Origin of the sequence: Acidisphaera sp. S103 (assembly GCF_009765975.1) — a bacterium.
Lineage (GTDB): Bacteria > Pseudomonadota > Alphaproteobacteria > Acetobacterales > Acetobacteraceae > Rhodopila.
Genome location: NZ_LMUJ01000092.1, coordinates 67,811 through 79,152 on the forward strand (window position 1 = coordinate 67,811; position 11,342 = coordinate 79,152).

At 64.5% G+C, this 11,342-nt stretch carries 17 protein-coding genes; 5 read left to right on the plus strand and 12 right to left on the minus strand.

From position 1 onward, the window contains the following. Positions 1-15: 15 nt before the first annotated feature. From GSQ89_RS29975 to folK, 6 genes are all read right to left on the minus strand, one after another. Positions 16-768: a hypothetical protein gene (locus GSQ89_RS29975; RefSeq protein ID WP_158931780.1), complete on the minus strand. Its 753-nt coding sequence runs from the start codon at positions 766-768 to the stop codon at positions 16-18. Continuing rightward, complete coding sequence (locus GSQ89_RS29980; protein ID WP_158931781.1) at positions 768-1,331, minus strand: hypothetical protein; 564 nt, start codon at positions 1,329-1,331, stop codon at positions 768-770. The genes GSQ89_RS29975 and GSQ89_RS29980 overlap by 1 nt, the downstream gene beginning before the upstream one ends. 21 nt (positions 1,332-1,352) lie before the next feature. Then, positions 1,353-1,700, minus strand: coding sequence for a hypothetical protein (locus GSQ89_RS29985; RefSeq protein ID WP_158931782.1), 348 nt, complete (start codon positions 1,698-1,700; stop codon positions 1,353-1,355). A 152-nt stretch (positions 1,701-1,852) separates the two neighbouring features. After that, a complete protein-coding gene (locus GSQ89_RS29990) occupies positions 1,853-2,428 on the minus strand; it encodes a lysozyme (RefSeq protein WP_158931783.1) in 576 nt (191 codons plus the stop codon). Next, positions 2,425-2,613 carry a hypothetical protein gene (locus GSQ89_RS29995; RefSeq protein ID WP_158931784.1) on the minus strand — a complete coding sequence of 63 codons (189 nt, stop codon included), beginning with the start codon at positions 2,611-2,613 and terminating at the stop codon, positions 2,425-2,427. The genes GSQ89_RS29990 and GSQ89_RS29995 overlap by 4 nt, the downstream gene beginning before the upstream one ends. A 352-nt stretch (positions 2,614-2,965) precedes the next feature. After that, on the minus strand, positions 2,966-3,514 hold the full coding sequence (gene folK / locus GSQ89_RS30000) for a 2-amino-4-hydroxy-6-hydroxymethyldihydropteridine diphosphokinase (RefSeq protein WP_158931785.1): 549 nt from the start codon (positions 3,512-3,514) through the stop codon (positions 2,966-2,968). Between the two features lie 100 nt (positions 3,515-3,614). Between folK and GSQ89_RS30005 the strand changes: the two genes are divergently transcribed. Further along, on the plus strand, positions 3,615-4,223 hold the full coding sequence (locus GSQ89_RS30005) for an NYN domain-containing protein (protein ID WP_158932015.1): 609 nt from the start codon (positions 3,615-3,617) through the stop codon (positions 4,221-4,223). A 69-nt stretch (positions 4,224-4,292) separates the two neighbouring features. On the opposite strand, the gene GSQ89_RS30010 is transcribed toward GSQ89_RS30005, so the two are convergent. From GSQ89_RS30010 to GSQ89_RS30020, 3 genes are all read right to left on the minus strand, one after another. Then, a complete protein-coding gene (locus GSQ89_RS30010) occupies positions 4,293-4,787 on the minus strand; it encodes a glutathione peroxidase (RefSeq protein ID WP_254073428.1) in 495 nt (164 codons plus the stop codon). Between the two features lie 46 nt (positions 4,788-4,833). Continuing rightward, positions 4,834-5,502 carry a sulfite oxidase-like oxidoreductase gene (locus tag GSQ89_RS30015; protein ID WP_158931787.1) on the minus strand — a complete coding sequence of 223 codons (669 nt, stop codon included), beginning with the start codon at positions 5,500-5,502 and terminating at the stop codon, positions 4,834-4,836. Between the two features lie 68 nt (positions 5,503-5,570). Further along, a complete protein-coding gene (locus GSQ89_RS30020) occupies positions 5,571-6,437 on the minus strand; it encodes a TraB/GumN family protein (RefSeq protein WP_158931788.1) in 867 nt (288 codons plus the stop codon). 158 nt (positions 6,438-6,595) lie between these two features. Between GSQ89_RS30020 and GSQ89_RS30025 the strand changes: the two genes are divergently transcribed. From GSQ89_RS30025 to moaC, 4 genes are read left to right on the plus strand one after another with little or no spacing between them, the layout of a single operon-like run. Beyond that, positions 6,596-7,192, plus strand: a complete 597-nt coding sequence (locus GSQ89_RS30025) for an aminodeoxychorismate/anthranilate synthase component II (protein ID WP_158931789.1) — start codon at positions 6,596-6,598, stop codon at positions 7,190-7,192. Positions 7,193-7,195: 3 nt separating this feature from the next. Then, a complete protein-coding gene (gene trpD, locus GSQ89_RS30030; protein ID WP_158931790.1) occupies positions 7,196-8,218 on the plus strand; it encodes an anthranilate phosphoribosyltransferase in 1,023 nt (340 codons plus the stop codon). Between the two features lie 30 nt (positions 8,219-8,248). Further along, complete coding sequence (trpC, locus tag GSQ89_RS30035) at positions 8,249-9,070, plus strand: indole-3-glycerol phosphate synthase TrpC (RefSeq protein ID WP_158932016.1); 822 nt, start codon at positions 8,249-8,251, stop codon at positions 9,068-9,070. Beyond that, entirely contained in the window at positions 9,067-9,543 is a 477-nt protein-coding gene (moaC, locus tag GSQ89_RS30040; protein ID WP_158931791.1) for a cyclic pyranopterin monophosphate synthase MoaC, read from the plus strand. Before trpC ends, moaC begins: the two co-directional genes overlap by 4 nt. Positions 9,544-9,571: 28 nt before the next feature. Here the strand turns inward: moaC and GSQ89_RS30045 are convergent, their stop codons facing one another. From GSQ89_RS30045 to GSQ89_RS30055, 3 genes are all read right to left on the minus strand, one after another. Then, a complete protein-coding gene (locus GSQ89_RS30045) occupies positions 9,572-10,480 on the minus strand; it encodes an alpha/beta hydrolase (RefSeq protein WP_216856482.1) in 909 nt (302 codons plus the stop codon). 4 nt (positions 10,481-10,484) lie between these two features. Then, positions 10,485-11,096, minus strand: a complete 612-nt coding sequence (locus GSQ89_RS30050) for a ChrR family anti-sigma-E factor (RefSeq protein ID WP_158931792.1) — start codon at positions 11,094-11,096, stop codon at positions 10,485-10,487. Then, positions 11,093-11,342: sigma factor-like helix-turn-helix DNA-binding protein (locus tag GSQ89_RS30055; RefSeq protein ID WP_305782262.1), on the minus strand; the 250-nt coding region annotated here is incomplete at its 5' end. The genes GSQ89_RS30050 and GSQ89_RS30055, both read right to left, overlap by 4 nt.

The following is an 11,342-nucleotide window of genomic DNA, read 5'->3' on the forward strand; positions in this document are numbered from 1 at the left end:
TGGATCGTAGTTCGTTTATGCGGCCAGCCGGGTCCGGTCCGACATCAGCGCGTCCATATCGAGCCCCGATGGCGCCAGCCCCGTCGCCGTCAGCCATCGCTCCGATACGCGTGCCTCAGCCGCGACCAGGATCAGTTCCAGCGTCTCCGGATGGACCGGCTTGTCCAGCCCCCATGTGCGAATGGTGAATGTGTCACCATCGTATTTTCCCGAGCCGACGCGGTGCATGCCCCATGACCCCGGCACCCAATCCGGGCCGGTGCCTGGCGCCTTGTCGAAATCCAAATCCTGCAAGGCGATCGGCAAGTTGAGGGTCATCGCCACGGCTCCGAAATACGCGACCGCCATCTTCATATGCTCGAGGTTCGCGGGATCGAGCAGCGTCCAGTGCGGCACGTCGAGCAACTGATCGTTGATCTCCAGCCCTTTGCCGCACAGGTCCGTCGTATCGACGGCCGTGTCGGTACCATCGTCCGGTTGCCCTGTGGCGGGATCGTAGCCGGTCAGACGGGCATATCGAGTCAGCACCATCTCACTCGTCGGGCGCCACGTGGACCCCATGGCGTTGGCGAGACGCAGGCATTCTTCCTGATAGTCCCACGCCTCGACGCAGCAGCCCGCGGTGTCGTTGCCGAGTGCATCGCCATTCGCCGGGGCCGCCGCGTGCCAGTCCACGGATTTCGGGGCGGTCATCAGATCCAGTCTGGCGCGCGCGGCCAGAAGCGGGACGGACGCCGGCGGTGGCCGATGGATCGCACCGAGGCGCATCAGTTATGCGCCTTCGCGTATGTCGCCAGCACGGCCCGAGCTTGCGCCACCGTCGAAATGTCCAGTGCCGAAGCCCGTGCGCTCGTTCGGACTGCCACCGCCTTAGAGTGCAAGGCTCCTGCAACCAGCGACGTACTGGCCGCGGCGCCGAACAGCGTTGTCAGCAGACTCTCGATCCCGGGCAGCAGCACATCGACCGCCGCGATGACGGTCGAGAGCGGCGGCGGGATCAAGCCGTCGACGGGGGGATTGGCCAGTATCGCGAACGCATCGTTCACGTAATCAATGACCTTCTGCGCACCCGTGGCATCGGATGCGGCGGTCAGCCCCGGGGTCAGCGTGTTGGCGACCGTCTGCGCCTGGGAGAAGCTTTGCGCGATCGCCGTTGTGGTGGCGGCTGGGATGGTGCCTGGTGCGATCTCGTTCGTGGCATTGACGAGCGCCGTGCCGAAGGTCTGAAGGTCGGATACGGCTTGGGCCGGAGTCAGGCTGGACGCGGCGGTGCAGCCGGCCAAGCCGAGGCTCGCGGCACTCAGCAGGGCGATTCGGCGGGTAAGGGTCATGGGGTGTCTTTCAGTGTGGGGCTATGCGGCGGACGGAACGGTCGGCGCAACGGGAGCGGGTGCCGCTGACGTGGCAACGCTGACGGTCGCCTCGGCCGCGGCTGGATTGGCCGCTGCGTCCGGCGCAATAGCCTTCAACCCGACGGCCAGCGCCTGGATGACATCGACAGCAACCTGCATCGGCGGCTTGTTGCCGATCTCGGACAGCAGCATGGCCCCGATGCCGGCGGCGACGGTTCCGTAGAGTGTGACCTGGTGCCAGATGCCGGGGTCGATGTTGACATTCAGCGCCAGCAGCACGGCGGATAGCCCAGCATAGGTGGATGGTTCGGAAAGACGCTCATCGAGCATTTTCAAGAGGGCGAGCATGATTGTTACTCCTGTGATGCCGGCAATTCGGCCGGTGCGTTTTCGTTGCAAATCGAGATGCTATGATCGTTGGTTGGAAATTCGGGACATGTCCGTCCGGCAAAGCGTGCTGCCAGTCGTGCGCGCTGTTCCCGTGCAAACGCCGCCGGACTTCATGCCGGCACCTCCGGGTTAAATCTGTCCATCAGTTCGTCAGCGGAGTCTTCCGTGGTGTGGGAGTCCGTGGAATTTGGTGGGGTTGGACTATCTGGGCTCGCAACGGCCCCATCCGCCGTCAGAGCCAACGCCTTCTCAGCCGCCCGTCGCCGCACGAGGCCAGCGACCATGATGCCGTTGGCATAGACCCAAGACTCGAAATATGCGGCCGCGCGAATCGGATTGCCGGCGTTCAGGCACGCCAGCAGCGTGGAGTGTTCCAACGCCGGGAAACCGACGTTGTAGGCGAAGCTGGCCAGTGCCGCCGCCATGTGGTCCGTAATGGGCACGCTGACGATTCGCCGGATCGACGCCAGCAGGGCCGCCAGCAGCTCGCTCAGGCGTTCGTCGGCCTCGGCCTGCGTCATCTGTGGCGTATCGGCGGTGACCGCCGAACCGTCCGACAGGAATGTGAAGCCGTAGCCGATGCTCCACACACCAAGCCGATCCGCGGCACCGTGGTACGGTACCGGCACGAACCGCTCAAACTGCGCGACGAAGGGGATGGCAATCGCGAGGGCCGGGTCGGTCATGTGCCCTTCCCCGCCCCAAACCCGAATTCCCGCACCGGCCTGCATGCGCCCACCACGCCACGGCCCGCGGTGGGCACCCCGATCACCTTCAACCTGCGGGCTAGAACTACGACCGCGGCGGCCACGGCGGGACCGAGCGACGGCTGCTGAAGCAGCGCGCCGAATACAGTCAAGACTCCGGGCATGGCAGTATCCAATCGATCGCTGAAATGAAGTCTCGCACGGTAAGGTCATCGTTTCTGAAATTGGGCAGGCTACGCGGACTGAAAAAATGTCATGGGAATAAAATCACACAATGGGATGAAAGTCAAGATAATTCGCTGCTGGCAGGCCTCTCCGTTTGTAACGCCTGCCAAGCGAACCACCGGGACTTGGTTTTGTTAGCCGACTCACCCGACCGCATGGGATGCTTCTGTCGGGATCGGACCGCCGGCAGCGGCACCGTTCGCCCCGCACGTCCCTCCCCTACCGCGATCCTATCGATGTGGACCTGCAATCGGTGTCACCATCCGTTCGAGCAGGGCGAACCATGGCGCTTCAGAGCGTCCGGATATCCTGCGGCGGCAACGCGGCCAGCAGTGCAGCCGCCGTCTGCCCCAGCAGCGGATGCACCCAGGCCGGCGCGACATCGGCCAGCGGCGCCAGCACGAACGCCCGCAAATGCGCCCGCGGGTGCGGCAAGATGGGGTCCGGTGCGTCGCGGACCACATCCCCGATGCCGATGATATCCAGGTCCAGGGTGCGTGCCGCATTCGGCGTGGTGCGTTGCCGCCCGCATGCCGCCTCGATACCCATCAGGCCCGCGAGCAGTTCGGCCGGATCGATCGTGCCGGCCTCAACCAGCAGCGCCGCAACCCCGTTAACATAGGGCGGCTGGCCGGAGGGCGGCATCGGGGCCGTCTCGAACCAACGAGACAGGCCCACAAGGCGCATGCCGGGCAACGAGTCCAGCATCGCCACGCCTTGTCGGGCGGTTTCCAGGGCCGGACGTCCGTCTGCACCCGGCAGATTTGCGCCCACGCCGATCAGGGCTATACAACCCTGGGATATACTGTCACCGTTTCGGTGGTTACAAAATTGACTCATGGCTATAATGATCGTTCCTCCGAGTCTGGTGATTTAGCCGAGACACGCCGCCTTTGGTTTTGTTCCACCCATTTGCAACCAGAATAGCAAGGTTATGACGATGCCGCCTTTCCTGCCGAACGAACGTGTCGCCCTTTTCATCGATGGTGCCAATCTTTACTCGGCCTCTCGCAATCTCGGGTTTGACGTCGATTACCGCAACCTGTTGGAGTATTTCAAAAAACAGGCAAACGTGCTGCGCGCTTACTACTATTCGGCAGTGCTGGAAACGGAGGAGTATTCCCCGTTGAAGCCATTGACCGACTGGCTGGCTTATAATGGCTATGCGCTGGTGACCAAGCCGGCGAAGGAATTCACCGACGCCGCGGGCCGCCGCCGGGTGAAGGGCAACATGGACATCGAAATCGCGGTGGACATGCTGGAACTCGCGGACAAACTCGATCACGTGGTCTTGTTCAGCGGCGATTCCGACTTTCGCCGGTTGGTGGAGGCCGTCCAGCGCAAGGGCGTGCGGGTGACCGTGGTGTCGTCGGTGCGCAGCAGTCCGCCCATGGTTGCCGATGAACTGCGCCGCCAGTGCGATCAGTTCCTGGAACTCGCGGACATCGCGCCTGAATTCACCCGGCGCCAGACCGAGCCCCGACAACGCAGCATGGGGACACGGAACACGCCGGCCGAACCCTATGCCGACCCGCACGAAGTGACCTGAGTCCACAGGCCAAACTCGTACCTGGAGCGTAATTGCTTCAGCTTGAAACAACCCCGGGCGACCGCATGTTCAAGCCGCCCGTAACAGGGCGGCGGCGATGGCAGCGGATAGCGCGGGGCCGTCCGGTTCGTCGCCTGATCCGAATGTCCCGGCGATGCGGCCGTCGCGGCCGATCAGCACTTTGTTGAAATTCCACGCCGGCTGCCATTGCCTCTGGGCCGCGACCCAGGCGTAGAACGGTGCCGCCTGGGCACCCTTGACGTGCGAGATGGCCGCGAGCGGGAAATCGATATCGAACCGGGTCTCGCAGAAGGTCTTCACCGTCGCGTTATCGGGCGACTCCTGATTGAAGTCCTGGCTCGGGACACCGATCACCGTCAGGCCGGCGGCCGATTTTGCGGTGTTGAGCTTCTCCAGGCCGTCATACTGGTAGGTGTAGCCGCAGAAACTGGCGGTGTTGGCCACCAGTAGCACACGGCCCTTGAAGGTGGCGAGGTCCAGTACCCCGCCGTCGATCGCGGGAAAGCTGAATGCCCAGGCGACTTCGTCCTTGTCCGCAGCCATCAGGAATACTCCTCCGGTCAATGCCAGTATGGTTCGGCGTGTCGGTTCAACCATAGCGCTCCTCCAGCCACGGGTCGCCGTTGTTGTGGTAGCCGCGGACCTCCCAAAATCCTGGGTGATCGCTGATCGTGAAGTGGATGCGCCGCAGCCACTTGGCTGATTTCCAAAGATACAGCCGGGGGACCAGCATGCGCACCGGGCCGCCATGTTCGCGCGAGATCGGCTTACCTTCCCACTGATGGACGATGAACACATCGGGCTGGTCGAACTGGTCCAGGCGGATGTTGGTGGTGTAGCCGTCCCAGGCGGTGAAGATGACGTGGTTTACCTCGGGCCTCGGCTGGACGATCGCCAGCAGATCCCGAGCCGAGACGCCCTTCCAGTGGTTGTCGTAGCGCGACCATTGGGTGACGCAATGCATGTCGGAGAGGCTTTCCGTCATCGGCAGCGCCATGAACTCATCAAGGCGCAGGCTGAGCCGGTTTTCCACCGCACCATCGACGTCGAGGCGGAATTTCTGTTCGGTGACGTTCGGTTCGGCGCCCAGGTCGAGTACCGGCCAATCCTTCACCAACCGCTGTCCGGGCGGTAGCCGGTCGCGTTCCGGGTCAGCGGTCGTGCCGGTCAGCAACCGGCCCTGCCGAGCCCAGTCCTGCTTGCGTTCGATCAGTTTGTCGCGAATTTCGCCAGTGATCTCGACATCGTCGTCGGCCATGGGTGTCCTCTTGCGCCGCTACGAGGAGTCTGGCGGTTCCACGGCGGGCCGCAAGGGCTGCGTCGGGGTTATTCGCGTTTCACCGTGATGCCAAGACTGGCAAGCTGCGACTGGAGGCTGTCGGGACCGGCGAGATGGCCCGCGCCGACGGCCACGAAACTCACGCCCGTGCCTTTCAGGCGATCGCGCAGGCGGGCGGCCCAGGCGATGTTTCGATCGACGATCAGGGCCTGGTAGGCCTCCGGCTCCTTGGCAGCCGCGTCTGCGTCGACCAGTTTGCCAATCAGGTCGACATTCCCGGCTGCCCATGCGGCGACGATAGCGTTGATCTTGGAGGCGCCTTCCTTCTCATCGTCCATAGCTTCGTCCAGCATCTGAAGCTCGGCCTTCGGCCGCAGGTGAGTGAAATACTTGAGCGCCGCCTCGGTCGTTTCGAGGCCGTGGGTTGGCCGCCCGGATTCGGTCATTTCCGCTGTTAGAATTTTCTCGACTCCATGATTCGGATCGTAACCAATCTTCTGGAGACCGCTTATCTCGATGAACAGGGCTACCAGCCAGGGACGAAGCGGTTCGAGCCGAGCAATCGGGGGCAAGCCATCGCGGTCGACGACGGTTTGCAGTCGCGTGCGTTCGACCGTGTTCAATTTGGTCGACAGGGGATGCGCGGCATCGGTTCCGTATTGCCGGATAAAGGGGGCGATTGCGGCGGCATCGAACGCGTTTTCCGTTTCAAGCCAAAGATCCTGGGACGCGGCCAGTGCGCGATCGATGCGCGGCGATCGCCAGGCGAGGTCGTCTTTCAGCATATGAACCGTACCAAACAGATACACAGTCGCGGTGGGACTGCGAGCGACCCAGAGCGCCGGTTCCGCATGCGCCGGTATGGCCGTGGCAAGCAGCAGCAACAGGACCCTGAGCGGGTTTAAGGGTTTCATCGGATTTGGTTCTCTCGGCTATCGATCCACCGACAGGCCTCGGCCTGACCGCGTTGCCGGCCATTGTGGCATCGGACTCTATCGATTTGGTTACGGGTCAACGTCACCGTGCATCCGTGATTGACCGCCGCGCGCCGCCGGACCAATGATGCGCCGCCATGATCCTACTCATCGACAACTACGACAGCTTCACCTTCAACCTCTACCATTTCCTGGGCGACGTCGGCGCCCAGTGTGAGGTGTGGCGCAACGACAAGCTGTCCGTTGCCGACGCGCTGGCGATGCAGCCGGAGGCGATCGTGCTGTCGCCGGGCCCCTGCACGCCGACGGAGGCCGGGATCTGCCTCGACCTGATCGTCGCCGCGGCGGGGAAAATCCCGCTGTTCGGCGTTTGCCTGGGGCTTCAGGCCATCGGCCAGGCGTTCGGCGGCAAAGTGGTGCGTGCGCCGACGCCGATGCACGGCAAGGTTTCCGAGATCACCCATAACGGTGCCGGTGTGCTGAGCGGCCTGCCCTCGCCATTCAAGGCCACGCGCTATCACAGCCTGATCGTGGACCGGGACACGCTGCCCGAGACGTTGGTCCCGACCGCCTGGACGGATGACGGCCTGATCATGACGATGCACCACCGCGCGCTGCCCATCCACGGTGTGCAGTTCCATCCGGAGAGCATCGCCAGCGAGCACGGCCATACCATCCTGGCCAATTTCCTGGCTTTGGTGCGTGGCACCAACGCGCCCGCTCGCGCTGCCTGAGCCATGTCCGTCAACCTGAAACCGGCGATCGCCCGACTTGCCGCCGGCGAAACCCTGACGGACGACCAGGCGGAGGCCGCATTCGACGTCATCATGTCCGGCGAGGCCACGCCCGCGCAGATCGGCGCGCTGCTGATGGCGATGCGACTGCGCGGCGAAACAGTGGCCGAAATCACCGGTGCGGTCCGGGCAATGCGGGCGCGGATGACCGCGATCGAGGCGCCGGACGGTGCGATCGACGTGTGCGGCACCGGCGGCGATGGCGCGGGGACGTTGAACGTGTCTTCGGCGGTGACCTTCGTGGTGGCCGGCTGCGGCGTGAAGGTGGCCAAGCACGGCAATCGGGCACTGTCGTCACGCACCGGTGGAGCGGACGTGCTGACCGCGCTGGGCGTCAACGTCGATGCGCCGATCGAGTCGCTGTCGGCGATCCTGGCGGAGGCCGGCTGCGTGTTTCTGTTCGCGCCACGGCATCACCCGTCGATGCGGCATGCGGCGGGTCCTCGGGTCGAGCTTGGTACCCGCACGATCTTCAACCTGCTCGGCCCGCTGGCCAATCCGGCTCGTGTGCGGCGGCAATTGACCGGGGTGTTCTCCCCCGACTGGACCCGGCCGATGGCGGAAACCCTGGCGGCGCTGGGGCACCAGGCCGCGTGGATCGTGCATGGGATGGGACTGGATGAACTGACCGTCGCCGGTCAGAATCACGTGACGGCGCTGCGGGATGGGTCCATCGCCAGTTTCGTGGTGGAACCCGAGGACGCCGGTCTTTCGCGCGCACCGATCGAGGCAATCAAGGGTGGCGATGCCGGCTTCAATGCCTCGGCCCTGGAGGCAATGTTGCAAGGCGCTCGGGGTGCTTACCGCGACACCGTGCTGCTGAATGCCGCCGCCGCGTTGATCGCAGCCGGCCAGGCCGGCGATTTGCGCGAAGGCGTGTCCCTGGCGGACCGCTCCATCGCATCCGGGGCTGCCTTCGCCGCGTTGGAGACCTTGCGGCGGGTCAGCGCCGTTACCGTATCCTAGGGAAGCCCGATGGCAGACGATCAAACCGCGATGCCGGATGTACTGGCTCGCATCAGCCTTGATGTTCGCGCGGATGTCGCGATGCGCAAGGCCGCGCGTGGGATCGACGCCCTGCGATCGGAGATCATCGCCCGGCATGACCCGCCGCGGGGATTTGGCTACGCGCTGAAGCAGGCCACGACATCCGGCCATTACGGGCTGATCACCGAGATCAAGAAGGCGTCGCCGTCCGGTGGGCTGATCCGGCCGGATTTCGACCCGGAGTCGCTGGCTCGGGCCTATGAGGCGGGTGGTGCGACCTGTCTGTCCGTGTTGACGGAGCGGGTGCATTTCCAGGGCGACCCGGAGCATCTGAAAGCGGCCCGTGCCGCGGTGAAGCTGCCGGTGCTGCGCAAGGATTTCATGCTTGATCCCTGGCAGGTTTACGAAAGCCGGGCGATGGGGGCCGACTGCATCCTGCTGATCATGGCGGCGCTGACGGATACCCAGGCGCGGGAGATGGAGCAGGTCGCCATGAGCCTCGATTTGGATGTCCTCGTGGAGGTGCATGACCGGGAGGAGTTGGATCGGGCACTGCTGCTGGAGACATCGCTGATCGGGATCAACAACCGCAATTTGAAGACATTGGTCACCGATCTCGCGGTGACCGAGGAACTGGCGCCGTTGGTCCCGCCGGATCGGTTCCTGATCGCGGAGAGCGGCATCCGCGATACCGGCGATTTGCGGCGGCTGTCGGCGGTGGGACCGAATTGCTACCTGGTGGGCGAGAGCCTGATGCGGCAGGACGACGTGTCGGCTGCAGTGCGGGCACTGCTGGGCGATCGGCCGCCGGCTGGTGACGCAGCAGCATGAGCGGGCTGACGCATTTCGACCAGGCCGGCAATGCGGCCATGGTCGATGTGTCCGATAAGCCGGTGACGGCGCGGACGGCGACGGCCAAGGTTCGGGTTGTGATGGCGGCGGGCACGCTGGCGATGATCCAGCAGGGCAGCGCGAAAAAGGGCGATGTGCTGGGTGTGGCTCGTTTGGCCGGGATCATGGGGGCGAAGCGGACGGCTGATCTGATTCCGTTGTGCCACCCGCTGCCGATCACGTCGGTGAAAGTCGATCTGGAGACCGATACGGCGACGAACGCAGTGGACATCACCGCGACCGTGCGCACGACCGGGCAAACCGGGGTGGAAATGGAGGCACTGACGGCCGCCAGCGTCGCGGCGCTGACGGTCTACGACATGTGCAAGGCGGTAGACCGGTCGATGCGGATCGAGGGACTGCGGGTGACGCACAAGGCCGGCGGCAAATCCGGAGAATTTGCGCAGGATTGAGGCAATTTTTCGGGCCGGTCGAACACGATCATCGGTGGGCCATCGAAGCCTCGACCGGTTCGCGATCAGTGGCGGCGTTCGAAGGTCGGACCGCATAGTGGTCCAGAAATCCCGCCACATCCGCCATTGATGGCGCGAGCCAATGGAGCAGGCCGGCCATCGCACCGATGATTTTGATGTGGTTGACCCCGGGATAAAGCCGTTCCTCCGCTACGCCGCCGTCCCGGCGGATCGCCGCCGTCAGGTGGTCGGTGTTCATCGGCAGCACCGTCGTGTCGGCGGTGCCGGTGGCGAGGAACAGCGGCGGCGCATCGCCGCGTGCGAAGGTGATCGGCTGGCTCAGGCGCAAATCACCGGCGGGGGCGAAGATGTCCTCCAGTTCCGGATCGTGGAACGGCAGGAAGTCGTATGGGCCGGCCAAGCCGATCGTGCCGGCGATGTCGCGATCCGGGTTCAGTCCGACGGCTCCGAGCCATTGCCGGTCGAGCGTGAGCATGACGACGTTGTAGGCGCCGGCGGAGTGCCCCATCAGGAATATCCGGTGCGGATCGCCACCATACCGGGCGACATTCGCCTTCGTCCAGGCAACCGCCGCGGCGTTGTCCTGCAAGAAGACCGGAAACCGCACCTGTGGAAAAAGCCGGTAGTCCGGCACGACGGTCAGGAAACCGCGTGCCGCCAGGGCCGCCGCGACGAAGCGATATTCGCTTTTGTTGCCGTCCTTCCAGCCGCCGCCGTAGATGAACACGACGACCGGAGCCGCTTTTTCGCTGCGCGGTGCGTAGATATCCAGGTCGTGACGATCACCAGGCGCGTAGCGGACATTCTTGGTCTCAATGACGCCAGCCTTGGGCGCCAAGGCATTCAGAACGGTGACGGGGGAACAGGCGGACAGCACGCTGAACATCACGAATCCCAGAAACCAACGCGCCGTCACGGCGTCATTGTCCTATCATGCGCTGCACCAAACCGAGAAGGCCACGCAGCCGCATACCCTCTGAAGCGATGATACAGAGGCAGGGTTCCGTCCCGATCACGACCGGTGGCTGATCGTGATCGGTGACCGGTTCGGACAGATCGCCCGCCTCATAAACGCCGGTGCCGTCGGCGAAGCTGCCGGACAGGATGCATGTCAGTTCCCGGCCCGCATGGCCGTGGCTCGGCAGTGAGCGGTTGGGTGAGGCCAGAAGCAGGCCACCCCAGGCGGCGCCGGCGGCACGCAGCGGACGGTAGCGCATGCCGAAGCCGATCGGCCACCAGCGGCCGAAGGTCACCCGGCTGAGCGGCGCGGGCAGTTCTGGATTCAGGATCCGCGGCGGCTGGGGAGCCGGTTCGTCGGCCCGAACCAGCAGGCGGTCCCACGCGTCGCCGGCCATCGCGACGGGTGCCATTCCCTCCAGCAACGCGCCGCCGGTGGCCTCCAGTGTTTCCAGCGACCGCCGGCAGGCCACGCACCGACCGATATGGGTCGCGGTCACGATGGCCAGCGCCTCCGGCAGCGTGCCGGCCGCATAGGCCGCCAATGTCGTCTCGGTGGGGTGATGGTGGATCATCCGAGGTCTCCCAGCACCGAACGCAAGCGGTTTATCGCGAGACGCAGGCGTGATTTCACGGTTCCCAAGGGAATGCCAAGCTCCTTTTCGATTTCGGCATGCACCTTGTCCTCGAAGAACGCCTTGCGGATTACATCGGCCTGCTCCGCCGGCAGCAAGGTTAGCGCCGCACGGATTCGGGTCTCCTGCTGCGACAATGCGAGGACTCGGTCGGCCTGCATCGGGGAGTCCGGCGCCTCGGCGGGG